This window comes from Dellaglioa sp. CoH-56-MRSF-11 (assembly GCF_056782135.1).
Window position 1 is genome coordinate 72,183 of record NZ_JBXAYE010000001.1, and the last position, 23,919, is coordinate 96,101.

The following is a 23,919-nucleotide window of genomic DNA, read 5'->3' on the forward strand; positions in this document are numbered from 1 at the left end:
CTCTTGATCAGTCAACTATATGTTCCTCCTCTTCGAGTAAGTTACCTTGATTAATATGAAAAATCTTAGGTTCATTAATTAACGATCTAGCAATACCACTTAAGTTTGGTGTTGTTAAAAATGTTTGAACCTTATTTTGAATCGTCTTCAAAAGATGTGTTTGACGCATATCATCCAATTCAGAAAGAACATCATCCAAAAGAAGGACTGGATATTCCCCAGTTTCCTCTTTCATTAACTCAATTTCGGCTAATTTGACTGATAATGCTGTTGTTCTTTGTTGTCCTTGAGATCCATATGTTTGAACGTTTTTGCCGTTAATTAAAAAACGCACATCATCACGATGTGGCCCAGCTAAGGTTGTCCCTTGAAATATTTCTTTTTTTATTGATTTTTTTAAATCATTTTGTAATTGCGTATACAACTGTTCAATCGTTTTTTCTGACGCGTTTTCCAAATGAGTGGCATACTCAAATGTTAACGTTTCAGCGGACTGTGTAATCTCTTCTTGTAATTGGTTAGCCCAGAATTCAAGTTGTTTAAGAAATATTAAGCGTTGATGTACAATTTCTGCGCCAAAAGCAGCTAATTGATCAGATAATACATCTAAAAAAACTAAATCTTGGTCTTTTTTATGCTGTAACTGTTTTAGATATTGATTACGCTGTTTCAAAATAGTTCGGTATTGACCTAAATTATATAAATAACGTGCATTAATTTGGCCAAATTCCATATCAACAAATCTTCTTCTTACTGATGGGGCACCCTTTACAAGGGCTAAATCCTCTGGTGCAAACAAAATCACATTGAACTGTCCAATGTACTGTGACAATTTGGCCTGTTCAAGATGATTAACTTTAGCTTTTTTACCTTTAGAATTAATTTGAATCTCGAGTGGCAATGACCCTACTTGCTTATTCACCCGACCTTGGATTATCGCAGCTGTCTTATCCCACTTAATCAACTCTTTATCATTATTCGTTCTATGACTTCGAGTCATTGATAACACATAAATTGCTTCCAATAAATTCGTTTTACCCTGAGCATTTTCACCAAGTAATATATTGATTGCTGGTGAAAATGAGATATTTAAATCTTCATAGTTACGATAATCCCTCAAGGTTAAATTTTCTAGATACATTGATAAGCCTACTTTTCGTCCATTGAATGCATCGTAATAATTGCAATACCTGGAACTTCAATAACATCGCCAGGGTATAATTTACGTCCACGTCGGTCTTCTAATTCACCATTTACAAGGACTTCATTTTCACGTAAAAACCATTTTGCTTCGCCACCAGAATTAATAATTGTTTCTGATTTCAAAACTTGTTGTAGCATCATGTAAGGTGTTTCTAAATAAATATCTGATTTCAATTGTCGTCAACCTCCATTTTCTTCCTTTTCTATTATACCTTTTTTTTCGCAAAATTACAATTTCACATCTCATTTTAAGCCGATTTAAGCGATTTAAGTTTTAATTAGTCTTTTTACTCTAAAATTACTTAAAAGGCTATATTTTTAATTAAATGACTACAATTCACTATTGCCTTATTTTTTTAGTCAAAATCAAACCATAAAATTCATTTCTCACTTTTAATATAATTTACCTAAAAAAATAGAGTAAAAACAGTTTTATTGGCTGCTTTTACTCTATTTTTATTAGTTATTCATACACGAACAATTAATTAGAATGTTCGAACTGGTGTAATTAATTGAATAAATTGCGTTGTATCTTCAGTTGGGACTAAGGTAAATGGTCGTAATGGTTGTGTAAACGCAACTTTAATTTCAGTTTGTCCAAATGATCTTAAAGCATCTTTCATATAGTCTGGATTAAATGAAATTTCAAGATCATTTCCTGATAAATTGCTAAATTCTAATGCTTCCTCAACATTACCAACATCAGGCGAGTTACTATAAATGACAACTTTTTGTTCTGCCGTATTAATCGCTAGTTTAACAACGTTATTACGGCTTTCATGTGATAGTAATGACGCACGTTCAATTGCTGATAATAATTTAGGCGCATTAAACTCAATGTCTGTAGCTGATTCTTTAGGAATTAGACGAGTTGTATCAGGATAATTTCCTTCTAATAAACGTGAATAAAATGAGGTATTTCCAAGAATAAAGAGTACTTGGTTTTCTGAAATACGCATTTCAATATCTGGATTAGAATCGTCAATCATTCGTGATAATTCTACTAAAGATTTACCAGGAATAATAACATCATATTTTGCATCGTTTGCGCCTTCCAATGTAATTTTACGTTGGCTCAAACGATGACTATCTGTTGCGACTGCTAAAAACTCACCATTTTCAATGACAAAGTGAACACCAGTTAAAATAGGGCGACTTTCTTGGTTAGAAACGGCAATAACAGTTTGGCTAATAATTTGTTTTAAGATTGATCCCGAAAAAATTAAATTATCATCAGTATCAATTTCTGGTAAGTGAGGATAGTTATTTGCATCTAACCCATTAATATTGAATGAGGCTGATCCAGAAGTAATCTCAGTTTGATAACCATCAGTCACTGTTAATGAAAAAGTATCTTGCGGTAATTTTTTAACAATTTCGCTAAAGAATCGTGCAGGTAGCACAATTTCACCAGTTGATTCAATTGTTAAGTTATTAGATTCATCTTCAACAGATAAAAAAGTTTCAATAGAAACATCTGCATCACTACCTGTTAAAAGTAAACCAGAAGCAGTTAAGACAACTTTGATACCCGTTAATATAGGAATTGTTGTTTTTGAAGAAATAGCTCTTTGAACATCTGTTAATTGTTTAATGAATGCTGATCGATTAATTGTAAATTCCATAGTAAATCCTCCGGTAAGTTTAGTTATTAATTAAGTAATAAAAGAATAGAAGCAGTAGTAGGGCCTGTTAATCATGTTAAGAAATACGTTGGGACCATGTAAATAAAAGAATTCACATGTGGATAACCTGTGAGTAAACAAGCCGCCTTATCCACAATTGCCCACAACTATTATTGGTTAAGTTCACTCTTAAGATCTGAAATTTGACGCTGAAGTTTGTCATCAGTTTCTAACATTACAGCAATTTTTTCGTGAGCATGAATAACCGTTGTATGATCCTTACCACCAAATTCAGATCCAATCTTAGGTAAGGAATTGTCGGTAAGTTCGCGACTTAAGTACATAGCAATTTGACGTGGCATAACAATTGCTTTAACACGTTTTTTTCCTTTTAAATCGCCCACAGTAACGTGGAAATATTTAGCAACCCGATCTTGAACAATAGCAATTGAAATTTCATTTGATTTATCTTTTAAACTTAAGTTTTTTAAGGCATCGGCGGCTAAACTCGTTGTTATTTCTGAGTTTGATAAGGTCGCGTACGCTTGTACTCTAACCAAAGCGCCTTCAAGTTCACGAATATTCGAATCGATTTGGCCAGCAATATAACTTAATGTATCATCTGGTATTTCAAGATTTTCAGCATCAGATTTATTTCTTAAAATAGCAATTCTAGTTTCTAAATCAGGAGGGGTTATATCAACTGAAAGACCCCATTTAAAGCGAGATATAAGACGTTTTTGTAATTTTGGTATTTCGTTTGGTAAACGATCAGATGATAAGACAATTTGTTTTTTATCATCATATAAAGAGTTAAATGTATGGAAAAATTCTTCTTGTGTTGATTCTTTATCGGCAAAAAATTGAATATCATCCACCAGTAAGAGATCAACACTACGATATTCTTTTCGGAAATCTTCGGGCGTATTATTTCGAAGTGAGTTAATGAAGCCGTTAGTAAATGCTTCACTTGTAACGTATTTTACTTTTGCATCAGGATTGTTTAGAAGCATTTGGTGACCAATTGCGTGCATTAAATGGGTTTTACCCAAACCAACACCACCATAGAAAAAGAGCGGGTTGTACAAGCGGCCAGGTTCTTCAGAAACAACCAAAGCAGCAGCGTGGGCCATCTGATTACCTTTTCCAGTAACGAAGGTACTAAAGGTATATCTATCGTTTAATTTGGCATCACGCATAAAGGTAGGGACATTATCGTTATTAGAGTTTGAACTATTTGATACTGCCATATTTGATTGGCCGCCCGCGGTTAATTCACCCTTTATTTTTAAAACGGGATTGATTTCTTCACCAGTTGATTCGTAAAGAAACGCAACAACTTTTGGTGCTAGATGTTGTATCCAGTAAGTTTTATGTAGCTGGGAGGGTAGCTCAATAATAAGGTCGTTATTAATAAATTGTTTTGGTTCAGCTGATGAAATCCAAGTTTCGTAACTAACAGGGTTGAGTTGCGTTTTGAAATAATCAGTCAGTGAGGACCATAAATTTTCGAGAGTAAGCACAAAAAGCCTCCTTGTTTAAATAAATCGTAACTACAGTTTAGCATTTTAAAGAAGGGTTTTCCACAGGTTTAAAAAAATGTGTAAAAAATAATAACAGGGTCATTAATAAGTTTTCCACAGGGGTGGGCATAAAAAGATAAACCAGTTTTGTTTGCCATGTTATCCACAAATGAGTGATTGAAATAAAGTATGTTATTAAAGGATTTTCATTAGTTATTAACAGTTTTTAGTTAAGGGTGTGTATAACTTATTAACAGGCTGTTTATTGTGAAAAAGTGTGTGTTCCGAGTTGTGGACGACAAGATGTGTTTCACAACTCATCCACAACTAAAAAATAAATAGCGAAAAAGTGTGGATAACTAAATTACATTGAATTCTAATAATTTTCTTTCATAGAAGAAAGAAGTATGGTATTATATTCCGGTAAGTGAAATTGACGTCACTGGTATCTTATTTTTATCAAGATACCGATTAGTTGAAACATTAAGTATTTAAGGAGGTGCCTAAATTATGAAAAGAACATACCAACCTAAAAAACGTCACCGTGAACGCGTGCATGGTTTCCGTAAACGCATGAGTACAAAAGGCGGCCGTAACGTCTTAGCACGTAGACGCCGTAAAGGTAGAAAAGTATTGTCTGCATAGACCACTGATTTCAGTGGTTTTTTTTATTACAAAGATACAGTATCTATTTAACTGGAGATATTACATGAGAAAATCATATCGCGTTAAAAAAGAAGCAGAGTTCCAAACAGTTTTTAAAAAAGGTCAATCTTGTGCGAACCGAAAGTATGTTATATATATGATGGAAAAACCAGAACAAGCTCATTTTAGAGTTGGAATTTCAGTTGGAAAACGTATTGGGAATGCTGTTGCTCGTAATTGGGTTAAACGCCGTATTCGTCAATCGTTGTTAGAATTGAAACCAGATCTTAAACAAGATTGCGATTTTTTGGTTATTGCTAGACCATCTGTTGCTTGGTTGTCGCAAGAGGAATCCAAGAAACAATTAACACATGTTTTAAAAATAGCTAAAATTTTAGACTAATAAAGTGAGCGAGGGTATTCTTGTGAAAAAGAAGAGTAAGCGATTTTTAGTCCTATTAAGTATGTTGGGGTTAATGTTAGTCCTAGCGGGATGTAGTACAACACCAATAACGGAAAATAGTACAGGAATTTGGGATGGCGGTATCATCCTCAGTTTCTCTAGGGCTATTATTTTCCTTTCAAAATTATTTGGTGGGAACTATGGTGTTGGTATTATCATCTTTACCATAATCATTAGGGTTATTTTATTACCATTAATGATTTATCAAACAAAAAGTATGCGTAAAACAGCTGAAGTTCAACCTCAATTGAAGGCACTTCAAGCTAAGCATTCTGGTAAAGATGCTGCAACTGTTCAAAAATTACGTGAAGAACAACAGAAATTATATGCAGAAGCAGGCATTAATCCTGTTGCTGGATGTTTACCATTATTAGTACAGATGCCGATTTTATTAGCTCTTTATCAAGCTATTTTGAGAACGAACGTTTTGAAGACGGGTGAATTTTTATGGTTACAGCTTGGTGATAAAGATCCGTACTTCATCTTACCAATTTTTGCTGCAATCTTAACTTACTTTGTTTCTAAGTTGGGTGTTATGTCCCAACCTGAAGCAAACTCAATGTCAACGATGATGGTTTATGGTACACCAATAATGATTCTTGTGACAGCTGTTAACTTACCATCAGCCTTGTCATTATATTGGGTTATTACCAATGCATTCTCAGTTGGACAAACATTGTTAATTAATAATCCATTTAAAATTACACGTGAACGTGAAGAAAAAGTACGTCTTGAAAAAGAAAAAGTACAGGCTATTAAAAAAGCGAAAAAGAAAGCTTATAAGGGCCGTAACAAAAAGTAATTTTTGAAAACCAAAGTCCATTTAGTGGCTTTGGTTTTTTATTTTGGATATAATTACATAAAAGGTTAACAAGAGGAGGATTAAAATTGAGAAAATTAACAAAATCTAATAATAGAATTATTGCTGGTGTTGTCGGTGGTATTGCTGAATTTTTTAACTGGGACCCAACATTAACAAGAATAGGGTACGTTCTTTTAAGTGTCCTGAGTGCAGCATTCCCTGGTATTATTGTTTACATCATATGTGCAATAGTCATGCCAAATGCATCATCAAACTATAGATAACTAAAAATGCGTAACCAGAATATATCTGGTTACGCATTTTTGTTTCACGTGAAACATTTTAGAAAGTTGCTGTATCTGGATCTTGAGCATGACCAACAACACCATCTAGAGAGTTGATTTCTGCCATGTCTTCATCAGATAATTCAAAATCAAATAAATGAGTATTTTCTTCAATTCTGTCAGCATGAACAGATTTGGGAAGTGGTAAGAATCCATTTTGTAATGACCAACGTAAGGTAACTTGTGCAACACTGCGACCAATACGATTAGCAATTTTAACCATTGTTGGTTCCGTAAAGATAGCACCAGTTCCTAATGGGCTATAAGCTTCTAATTGAATATTATGCTTGTGACAATAATCAATTGTCTCTTTGGGAGTATCACCAGGAGCTAATCTAATTTGATTAATCATTGGTGTAATTGTTTGTGTTTCTTCCAAAATTTTAAAATGACGAGGACGGAAGTTAGAAACACCAATGGCTTTAATTTTACCTTCATTATAAAGATCTTCAAATGCACGCCATGTTTCTTGAAGATGACTTTCCCAATTATCTTCACGATAAGCAGCAGGATTTGGCCAGTGAATCAAGAATAAATCAAGGTAATCAACACCTAAATCTTTTAATGTTCGTGCAAATGCTGTTTGTGTTTCATCGTACGTATGAGCTGTATTAGCTAATTTACTTGTTAAAAAGATATCTTCACGAGCAACACCGCTTTCGGCAATACCTTCTCCAACACTACTTTCATTGTGGTACATTTCAGCAGTATCTAAATGTATGTAACCAGAAGCTAATGCTGATTTTACAGATGCTTTAGCAACATCACCACTTGGTGTTTGCCAAGTACCAAAACCAACAACAGGAATTTTGACACCATTTGCTAATTCATATGTGTCTGTTAATTTATTCATAGAATTAATCCTCCGAGTTTTTATATTTAGTATTTTCATTATAGGCTGAGTCCTATAGATTTTGTCAAATGAAAGAACTTTTCAAAAAAATCGTTCTGAAAAAGGGTATAGATAAGGGGTCAATTAGTGCTATAATATAACGATGATAATTATATTTGGAGGATGAACATGCCCATATTTACTGGAAAAAATGTTGATCAAGCTGTGAGTAACGGTTTGGCTGCATTAAAGCTTGAAAAAACACAGATTGAAATTAAAATAATCAATGAAGGTAAGTCTGGATTTTTATTTTTTGGCCGCAAAAAGGCAGAAGTTGAATTAATTGAAAAAAAAATAACAGAAAAACCAGTAAGCAAGAAAATTATTGATGAAAAAAAAGATAGTGTTACATCAAAGCCTCTAACAGCAGCAGAAAAAGCTGCTAGAAGTCAACTTAATGAAAAAGCAGTTCATGATGTTGGTTATTATTTGGCCGACATTACAGAATTAATGGGTATTGATACAGAAATTAATGTTCAATTTGAGCGCCGTCAGGTAACATATGATTTTAATACGAGTAAACAAGGATTATTAATTGGTAAACACGGTAAAAGTTTAAATGCTTTGCAATATTTAGCACAAGTTAATATGAATCAAAAAGCAGTTAGCAGAATGAATGTTATTCTAGATGTTGGTGGCTACCGTAAACGTCGCGAAGAAACGATTGAGCGCCTTGCAATTAAAGTGGCCAAGGATGTTATTAGAACGGGTGAGACGGTACAATTAGACCCGATGCCTGCTAACGAACGTAAGCAAATTCATTTTTATTTAGCACGAAATAACCGAATCAAAACAACATCGATTGGAACAGAACCTAAGCGCTCAGTAATTGTAGCGCCTAAAAATAAAAAATAGTCAGTAATAGAAGGGAGTCCCCACCCATGGCTTTAAAACATGATCCAGAAAAATTAGAAGATGAACTATGTTTTGCTATTTACACAGCACAAAAAGATTACAATAAATTTTATACAGAATCACTGAAGGAATTTAGCTTAACGTATCCGCAATATATTACGTTACTTTCATTGTGGGAAACGTCACCTGTTATGGTGAAGGAACTTGGTGCGAAGTTACATCTAGATAACGGAACATTAACACCACTTTTAAAACGTATGGAAAAGGATGATTGGATTCTTCGGACTAGAGATCCTGAGGATGAACGCCGTGTGAATGTCTCATTGACTGGAAAAGCTAAAAGAAGTAAACATAGAATTATGAAACAAATGTCGAATTGTTTTACTTCATTTGATATGACTGAAGAAGAATATCTTGGTTATGTTAATGAATTAAAAGTGATTACTAATAAATTAGAAAATCGCGGTATTCGTGGTTAGTGAATTAGAATCATCAAACAGACTTGTTGACAAATGTCGGTAAAAAAAGTATATTATTGGCATTGAACTTAATATTAGATAAAGTAGTGAAGGTGCTTTATCCACGTCCTTTTAGGGCGTGGAGTGGGCCCTTTTTTTGTTTGAAAAAATTTAAAGAATATGATTAATTAACTGCTAATAGAGCACTTGAAGGGAGTATTTAAAGATATGCCAGAATTAACAGAATTTGATACAATTGCCGCTATATCAACACCACCTGGTGAAGGTGCCATTTCAATTGTTCGATTAAGTGGTGAGGATGCCGTTCAAATTGCTAATAATGTATTTAAAGGGAAAAATTTAGGTAACGTTGATAGTCATACCATTAACTACGGACATATTTTAAATCCTAAAACGGATGAAGAAGTCGATGAGGTCATGGTCTCAGTTATGTTAGCACCTAAAACATTTACACGTGAAGATGTGATTGAAATTAACTGTCATGGTGGTATTGTACCAACGAATCAAATTTTACAATTATTATTAAGTAATGGGGCACGCTTAGCTGAACCTGGTGAATTTACAAAACGAGCATTCTTAAATGGTCGAATTGATTTATCTCAAGCTGAGGCTGTTATGGATTTAATTCGTGCTAAAACAGATCGCTCAATGAAAGTTGCACTAAATCAGTTAGATGGTAATTTAGCACGTCTAATCCGCAATTTACGTAAAGATATCGTAGATGTTTTGGCATTAGTTGAAGTTAATATTGATTATCCAGAATACGATGCTGGTGAAGAAATGACGACTAAATTATTGCTTGAAAAAGCACGTGATGTTAAGCAATATGTTCAAGAATTACTACAAACAGCGCAACAAGGTAAAGTATTACGTGAAGGATTAGCTACTGCCATAATTGGTCGACCTAATGTTGGTAAATCAAGTCTTTTGAATCACTTATTACATGAAGATAAAGCCATTGTAACTGATGTTGCTGGAACAACGCGTGATGTGATTGAAGAATACGTTAACGTTATGGGTGTACCTTTGAAATTGGTAGACACTGCCGGTATTCGTGATACAGAAGATAAGGTTGAAAAAATTGGGGTTGAACGTTCGAAAGAAGCGATTGTTCAAGCTGATTTAGTCATGCTTGTTTTGAATAGCAATGAACCTTTGTCTGCTGAAGATAAGCAGCTCATTAAATTAACACAGAATGATAAACGAATTGTTATCTTAAATAAAACAGATTTACCAGAAAATCTAGATCGTAAAGAATTAGAAAGTATGGTTGATCCAACGGAAATTATTTCTATTTCTGTCTTAAATCATGAAGGTGTGAAGCAACTTGAAGAAAAAATTGCTAACTTATTCTTTGGTGGAATTGAAAATAGCCAAACAACAGTTATGATTACTAATTCTCGTCATATTGGCTTGTTAAATCAAGCTGAGACTGCTTTAGATGATGTGATCACTGGGATTGCTTCCGGTATGCCAATCGATTTAGTTCAAATTGACATGACTAGAAGTTGGGAATTACTTGGTGAAATCACTGGTGATAGCTACAAAGATGAATTACTCACAGAATTATTTAGTCAATTCTGTTTAGGTAAATAATTGTTAGTAAATAGGAGAATATAAATGGACATTAAAACTTATGACGGCCCAGATTATGATGTAATTGTGGTTGGTGCTGGACATGCTGGTTCAGAAGCAGCACTCGCTGCTGCACGAATGGGTAATAAAACATTACTTATCACAATTAGTTTAGACATGGTTGCTTTTATGCCATGTAATCCTTCAATTGGTGGTCCAGCTAAAGGAATTGTTGTACGTGAAATTGATGCCTTAGGTGGCGAAATGGGTCGTAACATCGATAAAACTTATGTACAAATGCGTATGTTAAATACTGGTAAAGGTCCAGCTGTTAGAGCATTACGGGCACAAGCTGATAAACATCTTTATTCAAGTGAAATGAAACATACAATGGAAAAAGAAGAAAACCTAACGTTACGTCAAGGAACAGTCGATAGTTTAATTGTTGAAGATGGCGAATGTCATGGTGTTGTAACAAATACTGGGGCAAAATACCGTTCTAAAAGTGTTGTTTTAACAGTTGGAACGGCTGCTCGCGGTAAGATTATTATTGGCGAATTGAGTTATTCATCAGGTCCTAATAATTCACAACCTGCAATTAAATTATCTGAAAATCTTGAAGCTCTTGGATTTGATTTAGAACGTTTTAAAACTGGAACACCACCTCGTGTTGATGGGAATACAATTGATTACAGTGTGACTGATGAACAACCAGGGGATGTTGAACCTAACCACTTTAGTTTTGAAACACCTGATGAAGATTATATTGATGTTAAAAATCAATTATCTTGTTGGTTAACGTATACCAACTTGAAAACGCATGAGATTATTAATGCTAACCTTGATCGTGCACCTATGTTCTCAGGAATTATTAAAGGTGTGGGTCCACGTTACTGTCCATCTATTGAAGATAAAATTGTTCGTTTCTCTGATAAACCTCGTCATCAGCTCTTCTTAGAACCAGAAGGCCGTTCAACGGACGAATTTTACGTTCAGGGCCTTTCTACGTCAATGCCGGAAGAAGTCCAACAAGATATTATTCATTCAATTAAGGGCCTTGAAAACGCTGAATTAATGCGTCCGGGTTATGCGATTGAATATGATGTCGTGGCTCCTTATCAATTACGACCAACGCTTGAAACTAAATTAGTGAAGAATTTATATACCGCTGGTCAAACAAACGGGACTTCTGGATATGAAGAAGCTGCTGGACAAGGAATAATGGCAGGAATTAACGCTGGGTTACGTGCTTTAGGCCGCGAAGATTTTACGTTAAATCGAAGTGACGCTTATATCGGTGTTATGATTGATGATTTAGTAACAAAAGGGACAAACGAACCTTATCGTCTATTAACATCTCGTGCTGAATATCGCTTAATCTTACGTCATGATAACGCTGATTTACGTTTAACTGAAAAAGGATATGATATTGGTTTAATTTCTGAAAAGAGATTAGCTATTTTTAAAGCTAAAAAAGCTGAAATTGAAGCCGAAAAAGCTAGATTACAATCATTCCGTATTAAACCTACTGAAGATGTGAATGCATTCTTAGCAGAACATAATAGTGCCGCTTTGAAAGATGGCGTGTTGGCTAATGAATTTTTACGTCGCCCTGAGGTAACTTACGCAGACATTGAGAAGTTTATTCCAGGTCCTGACCATGAATTAGACCATAGAATTATTGAACAAGTAGAAATCCAATTTAAGTACGAAGGCTATATTAAAAAAGCACAAGAAAAAGTTGCGAAGTTAAAACGTATGGAAGCTAAAAAAATTCCAACAAATATTGATTACGATTCTATTGAAGGAATTGCGACGGAAGCGCGTCAAAAATTCATTAAGATTCAACCAGAAACATTAGCTCAAGCTAGTCGTATTAGTGGTGTGAATCCTGCTGATTTATCAATTCTTGCTGTTTATATTGAACAGGGTAAGATTGCTAAAGTTAATAATTAATAGTACAGAAATGCAGAAAAGGCACCAATCAAGTATACTTGATTGGTGCCTTTTTAACTTTTTATAATTAGGTTAAGCAATAAACTTAAAATCCAGCTGCAGAGATGATTGAAGCTATGTTGGCTGCTAAACTGACAGCAAATACTGACATAACAATCATGAAAACTAAAGCTAATAGAAGTTGTCCAATGACAACGCCGTAAAGTTTATCTATTTTAAGTGGATTTGTATCAATAATCATCGATAAAATGAAAGCAATACTCATGATAAGGGCCATTAAAGCATACATGAATACAGCAAGGCCTCTCATTCCAAGTAGCATGAAAAGCATACTAAGGACAGCTAATACAAGATTGATCATGAGGTAGTGTGTAAAGCGATTTGTAAATGAAAGTAAGGTATCACTCTTATCGCCTAAAACAACATTACGAACAAAAAATCCAATTAGTATGTAAAAGGCAAAAGCTAGTAGTGTTAAGAAAAATAATTTTGCGTAGACACTACTGTCAATTGTTGGCGCATAGGTACTTTGAGTGTTAAAGAGTCCTGAAAATAGACTTGAATTAACAGATTTAGCAACATTATCCATTATTAATTTTACAAAAATATCATTAAATATGGCGAATAAAATAATTGTCGTAAAGCCGAAATATTTATGACCATTTTCTAAAATTGTGGGATGTTTAATGGCATTTAAGAAATAAGACCAATAATTTGATGCGAATGTTTTAGCTTGTTCAATATTCTCATTTTGAGCTTTAGTATCTTGTTGTTGCGTGTATTGTTGTTGGAATTTTGTTGGTTCTTGTACGTTTTGTGATTGTGTTGCGGCCGTTTCTTGGGCTGGTTTAATGGAAAAGGCAAATCCACAGTTTGTACAAAATTTTACATTTTCTGGTTGTTGTGAACTACAGTTTGGGCATGTTTTCATGATTATTTCCTCCAAAGTTTAGTTGTCTTCAATTTTTTCACTAATTTTTTTAGCGGGTGTAATTGACTTGATTAAGAAGTCATCGTTATTAGAATAATTAACTTTAGCAGTATATCTAAATACTTGTGTTTTAGTTGAATAATTATCGTCACTATCAGTGAAATCGAACGTATAAGTAACATCATAAGCGACATCAAATTTATTTTTATCTGTCGGTGTTACTGATAATACTTTAGCGTCATAAGAGACACTACTGATTGCATCATCATCATGATAATTTTTAGCAATAGTCACCCATGCCTTGGCATCTGCATTGCTTGAGCCATTAACAAAGAAACTGCCTATTGAGCCATAACTATCATTTGAATCCTCATTAGAGTCATCACCATCGATAGTGTAGTCATCAATTTGGGTAAATAAATTGTCTATATAACTTTCTGCATCATCTAGAGTTAACATATTAGGAAAATTAATATTGAATAAATTGCTACTAGAACTATCTTGAAAGCCATTTTCATCTGTATTATTTAAAGTTACGTCGTTATCATCATCGCTACCTGAAATTTGGTATTCACTGGTAACGAGAGTGTTGTCTCCGACCTTTTCTTTAAGCTGCAATCGATTGTTTCCAGAAGAGGCAATAGGGCCAATTGTTGCAGAACCATCATCATCAGTTGTACCAACTTTTTTAGAATTAACATAGATATCAGCATTTGCGATACTTTTAATTCTAAAAGTAAGTGTACTTAAATCTAAATTGACGTTAGAAGTTGAACTAGTGAGCGTCTCAGTCGATTTATTATTTAGTTTAGTACCATCAATAGAGCCAGCTGCTTCTATTGTGTAGTTACCGGGAACTAGATTTGAGATTGTTTTACTGTAATTATCAGAGTCAGCTGTAGCAACTTTTTTATCATTCATCTTGATAACAGCCCCAGAGCTATTCGTTGATAAGTTAACGGAAACGGTTGAAAAGTCAGCCGTATATTTAGGGAATAATAACCAATGTTTACCATTTTCTTTTAAATGAAAATGTGTTGAAGTGCTTGCTCCATTGGTTAATTCGTTTTTAAAAGTTTTAAGAGAGTCTGTACTACCCCATGCATCTGATGCAGGTTTCATAGACTCATCAGTAATTTTTAATGCCGTATCCGATGTTGAAAAATAAGCTTCCATGTTTTTATCGGTTTTTAATGCATCTGTAATTCGTTCAATTTGATTTTCTTTTGAGTAATATTTTGTTCCAGCATAGTAGCCAACAACAATAATAAGAGCGATAATACCAATCAAAATTCTGATGAATTTTGTTTTACCTGAGATGGGTAATTTAGGATTTGCAGTTCGTGTTTGTGTAGGTGGCATTTGTTGTTGTGTTGGTTGAACCGGCGTAACAGGTTGCTGTGACGCAACTGAATTAACACGTAAATCAAAATTACAATTAGGACAGAAATTACCATCCTTAGGAACTTCACTTCCACAATTAGGACAGAATTTTTTTGTCGTACTCCCAGATAAATCATCTGAAGGCGCATAATAGATTTGTTCTTTTTTAATCATTGGATCTCCTTTTTAACTACCTTAATAATATGATTAACTTTGACTACTTAACTAAAAGTTACCAAATCTAGTGTATACATAGCGAGTTTTAGTTTATAAAATAATGGCTAACTCAATCGCATAAAATAGGATTTTAATCATTGGTACTTATGTATTTTTTTAGGTTGTTAGATGCAGAATTAGTAATACCCCCCGTGGCCTCCTTAGATTTAAATTACTAAATCAACGAATAAAGACAAACCTTAAACGAAACTTAAGTTATTTTATCAGCTTAAAAGGTTTTTGTATATATATATATATTAAAAAAAGATAAGCTATAATCTGTTTGATTGTTTTAAAAACCTTTACCATAAAGAGAACCTTTCTGATTAGGAGTTTAATATGCTTAAAAAAATAGGAATTTTAATTCGTGCTAAACGAAAATTATTGAATATGACCATTGAGCAACTGGCTGAAAAATCAAAATCTTCTGTTAGTTTAATTTCTTTGATAGAGCGAGGTAAGTTAGATAATATTAAAATAAAAAAATTATCAGATATTGCTGAAGCGCTGGATATGACGTTAGCTGACTTCTTTACTAATCAAAATTTAAAAGGTGTTGCAACGCTGGATTTGATTAATTATCTTGCTTCTTTACCCAAAGAAAAAAGAGAAGCGACAGCTGAATTATTGCTTAAAGTAATCCGTTTATAAATGATTATCATTAATGATTGACCATGCTATTTCTTCAATAGTGTGGTCAATTTTTTGTGCTTGATAGGCTGAGACTAAATCAATTTGTTTGGTAGGTAAATCTAAAGTTAAAATATCAAAATTGTGAAAATCAATCCTATGGTTACTAAAGTCATAAATTAAAAATTTTAAATCTTGTAATACCTTCAAATTATCGTGTATATCTATCCCATTCATAAATAAAATCTCCCTTACTAAAAAACTGTATAAAAAAAGCATTAGCTTTTATTAGCTAATGCTTAGATTACAACAAAAATAGTTAATTTATAAGACTGATATTAATAAAAATTAATTCTAACGATAGTACTGAGTTTTGTCAATATGACATAAATTAAAGGTTTATCCTTTTAAGTAGATTAATTAATTTAAGTAAGTATTGAAGTAATAATTATTTAAAAAGCTGTTGAAAAATAGACAGTAAAAGGAGCAACAAAATAACTATAAAATGACGATTTTTATGAAGCATTATGATAGCAATGAATTCACGCAAGAACGCATTAGGTAAAAAATACCATGGCGTTTTCCCGCCAATGCCTTGAGCATTTACACCAACCATTCGTGCAAATATTGCAGCACGAAAGATATGGTAGTTATTTGAACTGAATAAAATATGATCCCCTCTATGATCAAGATCAATTATTTTTTTTGAGAAACGCATATTTTCAAAAGTCGTTGTTGATTTGTCTTCTAGTAATGTAAATTCTTCTGGATAACCACTGTCGATGGCCCATTTTTGCATTGCCTGTGCTTCTGAAATAGACTCATCATTACCTTGCCCACCTGAAAAAATAATAATCGGGCGTTTACCGCCTAATAGTATTTGTTTGTCCGCAAAATTGGTAGCACGTTTGATTCTGTTGGCAAGTAGTTTACTAACTTTATAACCGTTGATTAAACCTGCACCTAGTACAATGATGTAGTCTTGATCATATTTTGGACGTCGTAAGCTATATAAAATACTAACAGACAAGAAATTTAAAAAAGCGAACATAAGATATAAGCCAGTCAACGAAGCAAAATTAAATGGTAATTGAAGATACCAAGGCCACGTACTGATTAAAGGTGTCACAAACCAGCGAATGATAAGAACAATAGCAAGTAGTAGTCCAAGCATGTTAGCTAATGAATAACTTTCACGTTTAAAGACTAGTCCAGTATTAATTAATAAAAATGGAATAGTTGCAATTGAAAGTAATATCAAACCTATAGCGCCAACAATGATAATAAAAACAGCGCTATTTTTCATAAAATTGATAGGGGAAGTAGCGAGTACACCTATTAAAGAAATGACAAATATATTGAACAGAAATCCATTAATTAATTGACGTGGTTCTTTGTGAAAGCTGATATACCAAATAGCTAACAATAAAATAGGTAGTAACAGTATTAGATAGTCCATATGAATTCCTCCGAAGTAATAGATAATAAACTAATTCTAGCATATTTTTGAATAAATAAGGTACTAATAAATTTATATTTAACCGTTTACATGGACGTTAACATATGATATATTATTCACATGAACAAAATATCATATGAATAATATATCATATAGAGGAGATGCTATAATGGTCACACTATTAGGTTCAACTGTACTCGCATTCATTTCAACAAATATCGATTATCTTTTAATTCTAATTATTATTTTTGCTAAGTATAAAAATAAACATGAAGAAAAATTAATATTTATAGGAGAGCTACTTGGTAGTGGGACGCTTATAGCAGTTAGTTTGATTGCTGCCTTTTGGTTAAAACTGATTCCTGAAGAATGGATCTTAGGATTTTTGGGACTTATTCCGATTATAATGGGTATAAAAATGTATTTTAGTGATGAAGATGAGGGTAATGAGGTCCGGGAGAAATTAGGAAAACCGGGTCAAGGCATAATTTTAAATGTAATTATGATTACTATTGCAACTTGTGGACCAGATAATCTTGCTATCTACGTCCCATTTTTCACGACATTATCTATTAGGGATGTACCTATTGTACTGATGCTATTTTTTATATTCTTATGTATCATTACATGGTTGAGTAAAATGATTACTAATTTACCTAAAATCCAAGAATTTTTTCAAAATTTTGGTAATTTAATCACTCTAATTGTTTATGTTTTCTTAGGTCTATATATATTATTAGAAAGTGGTACTATTCAGCACTTTATGTAGGAGGAAAATAATGCAACCGTACAATGAAATTCCAAAAAGTGAACTTGATGAATCAATTATGATAACTAAGCTATTGAATAATCGAATAAGATTACAATTAATCTATTTATTGGAACAACATGAATATAATGTAACTGAATTATCAAAGATACTTAATGTTGAACAAACAAACTTATCTCATCAATTAAGTTTATTAAAAACGCATCAAATAATTAGTCAGAGACGAGAAGGAAAGTTAATGTACTATCAAATTGACGATCCGCATATTATTGAAACTATGACAGCGCTGTTGCAACATGCAAAACACGTTGCAAATGGAAAACCTTATTAAATAGAAACGTAAGAAAAAGAGATTAACTTCAAATTGAAGTTAATCTCTTTTTTGATTTTTAAAATCTGTAGTGGTTACTATGGACCCTAACGGATTTGAACCGTCGACCTTCTACTTGCGGAGCAGACGCTCTCCCAACTGAGCTAAGGGCCCGAATAGCTTTATAATACACCAAATAGCCAAAATTAAAAGAAAAAGTTAGTTTTGCTTCTATGTATTTATGCCATTTTAAAATGTTTCACATGAAACATTTTAAAATGAGTAACGATTTTTAAAGATAAAAGGTTTCAAATATCACTTGTTAATAGTAGGGTAAAAAGCATTAAATACCAGTTTTTGATTAATGATGAATAAGCCGAAGAGTATAAGATTTTTGTTTTTAAATAGCAGACATAATCTTATGATGGCGTGATGTGAAGATATTTCCAAACATTAATAATTATTCGATTAATACTCTTTTAGAAGGAACAAATAATAAAATTCAGATTTCTAACGGACTTATTTCCAATCTTAGCAACTTTTATAGATTCCGAACCAGAATACTTTATATATTAAAATCCATAAAAAAAGGTCCCACTCACTTAGTGAGTGGGACCTTCATAATATTATTTATTAACAGTACCAGCAAATGAAGCAGGGTAATATGCTAATGCACCAATTTTAACATTTTGACCAGGTTCTGGAGCAGCGATATATTGGCCACCACCTAAGTAAATACCAACATGGTATGTAGAACCTTGAGCTCCCCAGAATAATAAATCTCCAGGTTGAGCAGCAGCAGTTGATTTCTTAGAAACATTTGATTCTTGTCCAATAGTATTACGGTTTAAGTTAATACCAACTTTTGCGAATACATATTGTGTGAATCCTGAACAATCAAAACCAGAAGGAGTTGATCCACCCCAAACATAAGGAGTACCTATGTATGCTTTAGCAACAGAGATAACTTTGCTTGCTGAGTAGCTTGCTGTTTGTGTTGTAGAGCTTGCAGCAGCAGTATTAGCTGTTGAAGTAGTATTAGAACTTGCAGCAGCAGTATTAGTTGTTGAAGTAGTATTAGAACTTGCAGCAGCAGTATTAGTTGTTGAAGTAGTATTAGAACTTGCAACAGCAGTGTTAGCTGTTGAAGCAGTATTAGAACTTGTAGCAGCCTTAGGTGTTGAAGTAGCATTAGAAGTTACAGCAGCTTTAGGTGTTGTTGTAGCTTTTGCAGGTGTAACAACTTTTTCAGCAGTTGTAGAAGCTACTTTAGCCATTGAACCTGTTAAGTTTAATGTTTGGCCAGGGTTAATCATTGAATTAGAAGATAAACCATTAGCATCACATAGTGCTGAGATAGTAATACCGTTTGATTGAGCGATTGACCATAATGAATCGCCGTTTTTAACAGTAACAGTCTTATTATTTGTAGTAGATGCTGCTTTAGGTGTAGCTGTTTCTACTTTAGGAGTTGCAGTAACTGATTTAGCAGCACTTACTTCTGCTTTAGGAGTTGTAGCAACTGGTTTAGCAGTACTTGTTTCTACTTTAACAGTTTTAGCTGGTGTTACTTTAGCGGGAGTAACAGTAGTACTTGCAGCTACCGCTTTTGAACCAGTTAATGTTAAATTTTGACCGGGTAAGATAAGTGCTGAGTTATCAGCAAATCCATTAGCCGAACGAAGTGCTGAGATTGAAATGCCATTTTCTTTAGCGATTGACCATAATGAATCACCATTTTTAACAGTAACGGATGTTTTATTTACTGAAGTATTAGTAGTAACGATAGTACTTGTTTTAGCTGAAGTACTTTTTTGTGTTGAGCTTGCTTTAGCGTTGCTATCCTTTTCAGGAATATTTAATGATTGACCACTTACAATAATATGAGAATTTGCGTCAATATTGTTTAAAGTTTCGATTGTTTTGATTGAAACGCCATACTTCTGAGAAAAAGCCCAAACAGTATCGTTTGTTTGAACTTTAACTGTTGCTGCATCAGCAGTTGCGTTAGATGCAAGAAGGAGGCCAGCGGTACCAACTGTACCGAGTAATAATGATTTAAGTGTGTTATTCAAGTTGAGTCACATCTACTTTCTTATTTTATTGGATTTATACTACAGTAACTATTGTAACCGGTTAGTGTTGCAATCAAATACAAAAACTATTACAACTTAGCATGATTTTGTAATATATACTAAGTAATGTTTATATATCAATGATAATGATGATTTATGTATTTAACTTATAATTTATTTAATTTAGTAAATCCCATGTGCAATAATGGTTTAGAACACTTTCAATATATTTTAAATTAAAATATATTGCCCCCCGATGTTACAAAGATATTACAGAAACCTTATGTTTCTATACTACTAGAACTAATTAAAACTATACCAGTCGTTTTACATGGTTGCAAATGAAATTTTAAGTTTTAATAGAAAGGGATTTCATTGTCTGGTATCATTTGAATTATTGGATATTGAAAGTCCTTAAATAGTTGGCGTATAATTAACTAAATAAGGGGATAAAAAATATAATGATTAGGTGGAAATATGAAAAGAATAGTTAAAGAAATAATGAGTTGGATTATACCGATTGCAATCGGTTTAATAATCGCGATGCTTTTAAAAACATTTGTTGTCACAATGGTACGTGTTGATGGGCCATCGATGCAACCTAACTTAGTTAATAATGAGCATGTTGCTGTTGTTAAAGTTATTGATATTAAGCGCTTTAGTACTGTTGTTTTTGATGCATACGGCGTAGATCCTGATGCAACTGAGGGTCAAGAGTATGTTAAACGTGTTATTGGAATGCCTGGTGATACAGTAGAATTTAAAAATGATCATGTCTATGTTAATGGTAAAGAAATTGAAGAACCTTATATTTCAACTTATCAAAAAACAGTAGGGACAAGGGTTCAGAACATAAATGCTAAAAACTGGACATTCAAGTCATTGGCTGTAGATAATCAATGGGCTAAAGATACTTCAGCTATCAGAGTACCTTCAGATAAATATTTTGTTCTAGGAGATCATCGTTCAGTATCTAATGATAGTCGTTACTGGGGGTTCGTTGATAAGTCGAAAATTCAAGGTGTTGTAAAAGTACCATTCTGGAATTTTAATAAGGCTGATCATAAATATATTTATTAATTGCATTAAAAATGCAGAAAAATAATTCGATTGAAGAGGAGATTTTATTATGACAAAAACACCAATTATTTTAGATTGTGATCCAGGACATGATGACGCATTAGCGTTAATGATGATTATTGCTTCACCAGAATTTGATTTACGTGCGGTGACAACATCCGCTGGAAATCAAACACCTGATAAAACATTTGATAACGCTTGTCGACTACTAACATTGATGGAACGGACAGATGTTCCAGTTGCTAGTGGAAATAAAAAACCTTTACTACAAGAATTAATGATTGCCGATGCCGTTCATGGAGATACTGGTGTTGATGGAACAGAGTTACCTAAATCTGAAATTCCAGCAACTAATTTAACAGCAATTGAGTTAATTGCAGAAACATTATCTAAAAGTGCTGAAAAAGTTACAATGGTTGTCACGGGCCCAATGACGAATATGGCACTATTTTTAGCTGTCTATCCTGAATTAAAAAATAAAATTGAAAAAATTGTCTTTATGGGTGGCTCAACGGATGTTGGAAATGTTAAACCTGGTTCAGAATTTAATATTGCCGTGGACCCAGAGTCAGCAAAAATGGTTTTAAATGACTCTATTCCAATGGTTATGGCTGGATTAAACTTAACTCATCAAGCACAAATTTTAGATTCTGAAATTGAAGAAATTGGTAAGATTAATAATAAAGTAGCGCAATCAGCCTACGGGTTATTGAAATTTTATGGTATTTACTATGGTCAAGAAAAATGGGGATTCGACGGTATTCCATTACATGACCCTTGTACAATTGCTTGGATGTTACATCCTGAATTATTCACAAGTGAAAAGTACCATGTTGATGTTGAGGTGAATGGTGATCTTACTAAAGGTGAGACAATCGTTGATAAATTTGATTTATTGGGATTAGAAAAAAATACAGAAGTCTTACTATCAATTGACCGTGCAAAATTTGTCGAATTATTAATTTCAAAACTTAAAAAATTTGATAAATTAGTAGGATAGAGAATCTTACAGTTGGCTTGTATTTCTGGCCTAAATACGTTAAAGTTAAACAGGACGTGAAACATCGTTTTGTTTCACAAATAACGGAGGGCCAGTCATATGAATCCAGAAGAATTTCGTCAAGCATTAGCTGAAAAAGACATTAATTTAACAGACAGACAAATGGCACAATTTGAAACATACTATGAATTTTTAGTAATGACAAATGAAAACCTTAATCTGACTGCTATTACAGAAAAATCAGACGTTTATTTGAAACATTTTTATGATTCTTTAACGCCTGCTTTTTATTCAAAAGAAATACAAAGCGAGCCCTTATCTATTTGTGACGTCGGCGCAGGTGCCGGCTTCCCTTCAATTCCACTGAAGATTGCTTTTCCGCAATTAACGGTGACTATTGTTGATTCGTTGAATAAACGTATCAACTTTTTAAATGAATTGGCGGACAAATTAGATATTACAGGGGTTGCTTTTTTTCATAATCGTGCTGAAGAATTTGCAGGTAAAAAAAGTTTATATAGAGAACAATATGATATCGTGACAGCTCGTGCTGTTGCAAGATTGAGCGTACTATCTGAATTGTGCTTACCTTTAGTTAAATTAAATGGTCAATTTATCGCTCTCAAAGCTCAAAAAATGGACGAAGAATTAGTCGATGCCGAATATGCTATCAAGCTTTTAGGTGGTCAAGTTGTGGCTAATCATGAATTTACTTTACCAATTTCAGATGACGAACGTCATCTATTAGTCGTTGATAAAGTCAAATTAAGTCCTAAAAAATACCCTAGAAAAGCGGGTGTACCTGGACGTACCCCACTTGTAAATAAGATATAGTCAGGAGGTCGTCGGAAAATGGCATTTTCATTTTTAGGAAATCGTAAAAATCAACAAGAACAAGAAGATGAAACGAATCAAACGAAGGTTAGTGACATTTCTGTTACGACTATTGTACCCAATCGCTTCCAACCTCGTCGTGTCTTTGATGATCAAAAAATTGATGAATTAGCACAAACCCTTAAAGAACACGGGTTATTGCAGCCTATTATTTTGCGAGAGTATGAGACTGGAAAATATGAGATTATTGCTGGGGAACGTCGTTTTCGGGCAGCATCTTCATTAGGATGGAAAAAAATTCCGGCAATTGTTCAGAAAATGGACGACGACCAAGCGGCTTCGATGGCACTAATTGAAAATTTACAACGTGAGGAACTAACAGCAATTGAAGAAGCAGAGGCCTACAGTAAACTAATGAGTTTAAACCACTTATCACAGTCAAAATTAGCTGAAGATATGGGTAAAAGCCAAGCATTTGTTGCTAATAAATTGCGTTTATTAAAATTAGAACATGACGTACAAACGTCCATTATGGCGCAACAGATATCCGAACGTCACGGAAGAGCAATGGTTAGTTTATCAGCTAGCAATCAAAAAAAATTATTAAAACGTATTTTAAAAGAGAAATTAACAGTGAAAGAAACCGAAAAGTTAATTTCAGCTAATAAAATTAAACCAGAATCAAAAGTGTCTGAAAAGAAAAACACGAAAAAAGGTAATCCTGATAAAAGATTAGTGATTAATACCCTAAAACAAGCGGTTCAAGTTATAGAAAATAACGGTGTAACGATTAAATCAAAACAAGAAAAAACTGATTCAGGGTATCGCGTTATTATTGATGTGATTGAATCAAAAAAGGAGGGTTAATCA

At 33.3% G+C, this 23,919-nt stretch carries 25 protein-coding genes and 1 tRNA gene; 15 read left to right on the top strand and 11 right to left on the bottom strand.

Annotated features, from left to right (window positions below):
- Nucleotides 1–7: 7 nt before the first annotated feature.
- The 4 genes from recF to dnaA form a co-directional block, all read right to left on the bottom strand.
- Nucleotides 8–1,141 carry a DNA replication/repair protein RecF gene (recF, locus tag AC1RPT_RS00345; RefSeq protein ID WP_409021849.1) on the bottom strand — a complete coding sequence of 378 codons (1,134 nt, stop codon included), beginning with the start codon at nt 1,139–1,141 and terminating at the stop codon, nt 8–10.
- Between the two features lie 8 nt (nt 1,142–1,149).
- Nucleotides 1,150–1,377 (bottom strand): S4 domain-containing protein YaaA, encoded by a 228-nt coding sequence (gene yaaA / locus AC1RPT_RS00350; RefSeq protein ID WP_057974154.1) that lies wholly within the window; start codon nt 1,375–1,377, stop codon nt 1,150–1,152.
- A gap of 311 nt (nt 1,378–1,688) precedes the next feature.
- Nucleotides 1,689–2,828, bottom strand: a complete 1,140-nt coding sequence (dnaN, locus tag AC1RPT_RS00355) for a DNA polymerase III subunit beta (RefSeq protein WP_481761086.1) — start codon at nt 2,826–2,828, stop codon at nt 1,689–1,691.
- Nucleotides 2,829–2,998: 170 nt separating this feature from the next.
- Entirely contained in the window at nt 2,999–4,351 is a 1,353-nt protein-coding gene (dnaA, locus tag AC1RPT_RS00360; RefSeq protein WP_481761085.1) for a chromosomal replication initiator protein DnaA, read from the bottom strand.
- Nucleotides 4,352–4,861: 510 nt separating this feature from the next.
- Here dnaA and rpmH point away from each other — a divergent pair.
- The 4 genes from rpmH to AC1RPT_RS00380 all read left to right on the top strand — a co-directional run bounded on the left by rpmH (nt 4,862) and on the right by AC1RPT_RS00380 (nt 6,545).
- Nucleotides 4,862–4,996: a 50S ribosomal protein L34 gene (rpmH, locus tag AC1RPT_RS00365; protein ID WP_057974157.1), complete on the top strand. Its 135-nt coding sequence runs from the start codon at nt 4,862–4,864 to the stop codon at nt 4,994–4,996.
- A gap of 64 nt (nt 4,997–5,060) precedes the next feature.
- Nucleotides 5,061–5,399 (top strand): ribonuclease P protein component, encoded by a 339-nt coding sequence (gene rnpA / locus AC1RPT_RS00370; protein WP_409021846.1) that lies wholly within the window; start codon nt 5,061–5,063, stop codon nt 5,397–5,399.
- A gap of 22 nt (nt 5,400–5,421) precedes the next feature.
- Nucleotides 5,422–6,261: a membrane protein insertase YidC gene (gene yidC / locus AC1RPT_RS00375; RefSeq protein WP_481761084.1), complete on the top strand. Its 840-nt coding sequence runs from the start codon at nt 5,422–5,424 to the stop codon at nt 6,259–6,261.
- Between the two features lie 86 nt (nt 6,262–6,347).
- Nucleotides 6,348–6,545 carry a PspC domain-containing protein gene (locus tag AC1RPT_RS00380; protein ID WP_409021843.1) on the top strand — a complete coding sequence of 66 codons (198 nt, stop codon included), beginning with the start codon at nt 6,348–6,350 and terminating at the stop codon, nt 6,543–6,545.
- Between the two features lie 58 nt (nt 6,546–6,603).
- On the opposite strand, the gene AC1RPT_RS00385 is transcribed toward AC1RPT_RS00380, so the two are convergent.
- Nucleotides 6,604–7,458, bottom strand: a complete 855-nt coding sequence (locus AC1RPT_RS00385; RefSeq protein WP_481761083.1) for an aldo/keto reductase — start codon at nt 7,456–7,458, stop codon at nt 6,604–6,606.
- 168 nt (nt 7,459–7,626) lie between these two features.
- Here AC1RPT_RS00385 and jag point away from each other — a divergent pair, with 168 nt between their 5' ends.
- From jag to mnmG, 4 genes are all read left to right on the top strand, one after another.
- Nucleotides 7,627–8,352 carry an RNA-binding cell elongation regulator Jag/EloR gene (gene jag / locus AC1RPT_RS00390; protein WP_481761081.1) on the top strand — a complete coding sequence of 242 codons (726 nt, stop codon included), beginning with the start codon at nt 7,627–7,629 and terminating at the stop codon, nt 8,350–8,352.
- Between the two features lie 26 nt (nt 8,353–8,378).
- Nucleotides 8,379–8,831, top strand: coding sequence for a MarR family winged helix-turn-helix transcriptional regulator (locus AC1RPT_RS00395; protein ID WP_481761080.1), 453 nt, complete (start codon nt 8,379–8,381; stop codon nt 8,829–8,831).
- A gap of 207 nt (nt 8,832–9,038) precedes the next feature.
- A complete protein-coding gene (gene mnmE, locus AC1RPT_RS00400; protein WP_481761079.1) occupies nt 9,039–10,427 on the top strand; it encodes a tRNA uridine-5-carboxymethylaminomethyl(34) synthesis GTPase MnmE in 1,389 nt (462 codons plus the stop codon).
- Between the two features lie 24 nt (nt 10,428–10,451).
- On the top strand, nt 10,452–12,362 hold the full coding sequence (mnmG, locus tag AC1RPT_RS00405) for a tRNA uridine-5-carboxymethylaminomethyl(34) synthesis enzyme MnmG (protein WP_481761078.1): 1,911 nt from the start codon (nt 10,452–10,454) through the stop codon (nt 12,360–12,362).
- An 85-nt stretch (nt 12,363–12,447) separates the two neighbouring features.
- Here mnmG and AC1RPT_RS00410 read toward each other — a convergent pair whose 3' ends face one another.
- Both AC1RPT_RS00410 and AC1RPT_RS00415 read right to left on the bottom strand, forming a co-directional pair.
- Nucleotides 12,448–13,293, bottom strand: coding sequence for a DUF6574 domain-containing protein (locus tag AC1RPT_RS00410; RefSeq protein WP_481761077.1), 846 nt, complete (start codon nt 13,291–13,293; stop codon nt 12,448–12,450).
- A gap of 18 nt (nt 13,294–13,311) precedes the next feature.
- A complete protein-coding gene (locus tag AC1RPT_RS00415) occupies nt 13,312–14,850 on the bottom strand; it encodes a zinc ribbon domain-containing protein (RefSeq protein ID WP_481761076.1) in 1,539 nt (512 codons plus the stop codon).
- Nucleotides 14,851–15,231: 381 nt separating this feature from the next.
- On the opposite strand from AC1RPT_RS00415, the gene AC1RPT_RS00420 reads away from it, so the two are divergent.
- Entirely contained in the window at nt 15,232–15,543 is a 312-nt protein-coding gene (locus AC1RPT_RS00420; protein WP_481761075.1) for a helix-turn-helix domain-containing protein, read from the top strand.
- Here AC1RPT_RS00420 and AC1RPT_RS00425 read toward each other — a convergent pair.
- Nucleotides 15,538–15,759 carry a hypothetical protein gene (locus tag AC1RPT_RS00425; protein ID WP_409021835.1) on the bottom strand — a complete coding sequence of 74 codons (222 nt, stop codon included), beginning with the start codon at nt 15,757–15,759 and terminating at the stop codon, nt 15,538–15,540. The two genes, AC1RPT_RS00420 and AC1RPT_RS00425, sit on opposite strands and share 6 nt — an antisense overlap.
- Before the next feature lie 211 nt (nt 15,760–15,970).
- Nucleotides 15,971–16,981: a YdcF family protein gene (locus AC1RPT_RS00430; RefSeq protein WP_481761074.1), complete on the bottom strand. Its 1,011-nt coding sequence runs from the start codon at nt 16,979–16,981 to the stop codon at nt 15,971–15,973.
- 169 nt (nt 16,982–17,150) lie between these two features.
- On the opposite strand from AC1RPT_RS00430, the gene AC1RPT_RS00435 reads away from it, so the two are divergent.
- Together AC1RPT_RS00435 and AC1RPT_RS00440 are read left to right on the top strand one after the other, a co-directional pair.
- A complete protein-coding gene (locus AC1RPT_RS00435) occupies nt 17,151–17,750 on the top strand; it encodes a cadmium resistance transporter (RefSeq protein ID WP_481761073.1) in 600 nt (199 codons plus the stop codon).
- 10 nt (nt 17,751–17,760) lie between these two features.
- Nucleotides 17,761–18,081: an ArsR/SmtB family transcription factor gene (locus AC1RPT_RS00440; RefSeq protein WP_481761072.1), complete on the top strand. Its 321-nt coding sequence runs from the start codon at nt 17,761–17,763 to the stop codon at nt 18,079–18,081.
- A gap of 80 nt (nt 18,082–18,161) precedes the next feature.
- On the opposite strand, the gene AC1RPT_RS00445 is transcribed toward AC1RPT_RS00440, so the two are convergent.
- Together AC1RPT_RS00445 and AC1RPT_RS00450 are read right to left on the bottom strand one after the other, a co-directional pair.
- Nucleotides 18,162–18,234, bottom strand: a tRNA-Ala gene (locus AC1RPT_RS00445).
- 452 nt (nt 18,235–18,686) lie between these two features.
- A complete protein-coding gene (locus AC1RPT_RS00450) occupies nt 18,687–20,135 on the bottom strand; it encodes a C40 family peptidase (protein WP_481761071.1) in 1,449 nt (482 codons plus the stop codon).
- 477 nt (nt 20,136–20,612) lie between these two features.
- Here AC1RPT_RS00450 and lepB point away from each other — a divergent pair, with 477 nt between their 5' ends.
- From lepB to noc, 4 genes are all read left to right on the top strand, one after another.
- Nucleotides 20,613–21,215, top strand: coding sequence for a signal peptidase I (lepB, locus tag AC1RPT_RS00455; protein WP_481761070.1), 603 nt, complete (start codon nt 20,613–20,615; stop codon nt 21,213–21,215).
- Nucleotides 21,216–21,264: 49 nt separating this feature from the next.
- Nucleotides 21,265–22,215, top strand: a complete 951-nt coding sequence (gene rihA / locus AC1RPT_RS00460) for a pyrimidine-specific ribonucleoside hydrolase RihA (RefSeq protein WP_481761069.1) — start codon at nt 21,265–21,267, stop codon at nt 22,213–22,215.
- A gap of 99 nt (nt 22,216–22,314) precedes the next feature.
- On the top strand, nt 22,315–23,049 hold the full coding sequence (gene rsmG, locus AC1RPT_RS00465; protein WP_481761068.1) for a 16S rRNA (guanine(527)-N(7))-methyltransferase RsmG: 735 nt from the start codon (nt 22,315–22,317) through the stop codon (nt 23,047–23,049).
- Between the two features lie 18 nt (nt 23,050–23,067).
- Entirely contained in the window at nt 23,068–23,916 is an 849-nt protein-coding gene (noc, locus tag AC1RPT_RS00470) for a nucleoid occlusion protein (protein ID WP_481761067.1), read from the top strand.
- The last annotated feature ends 3 nt before the right edge of the window (nt 23,917–23,919 follow it).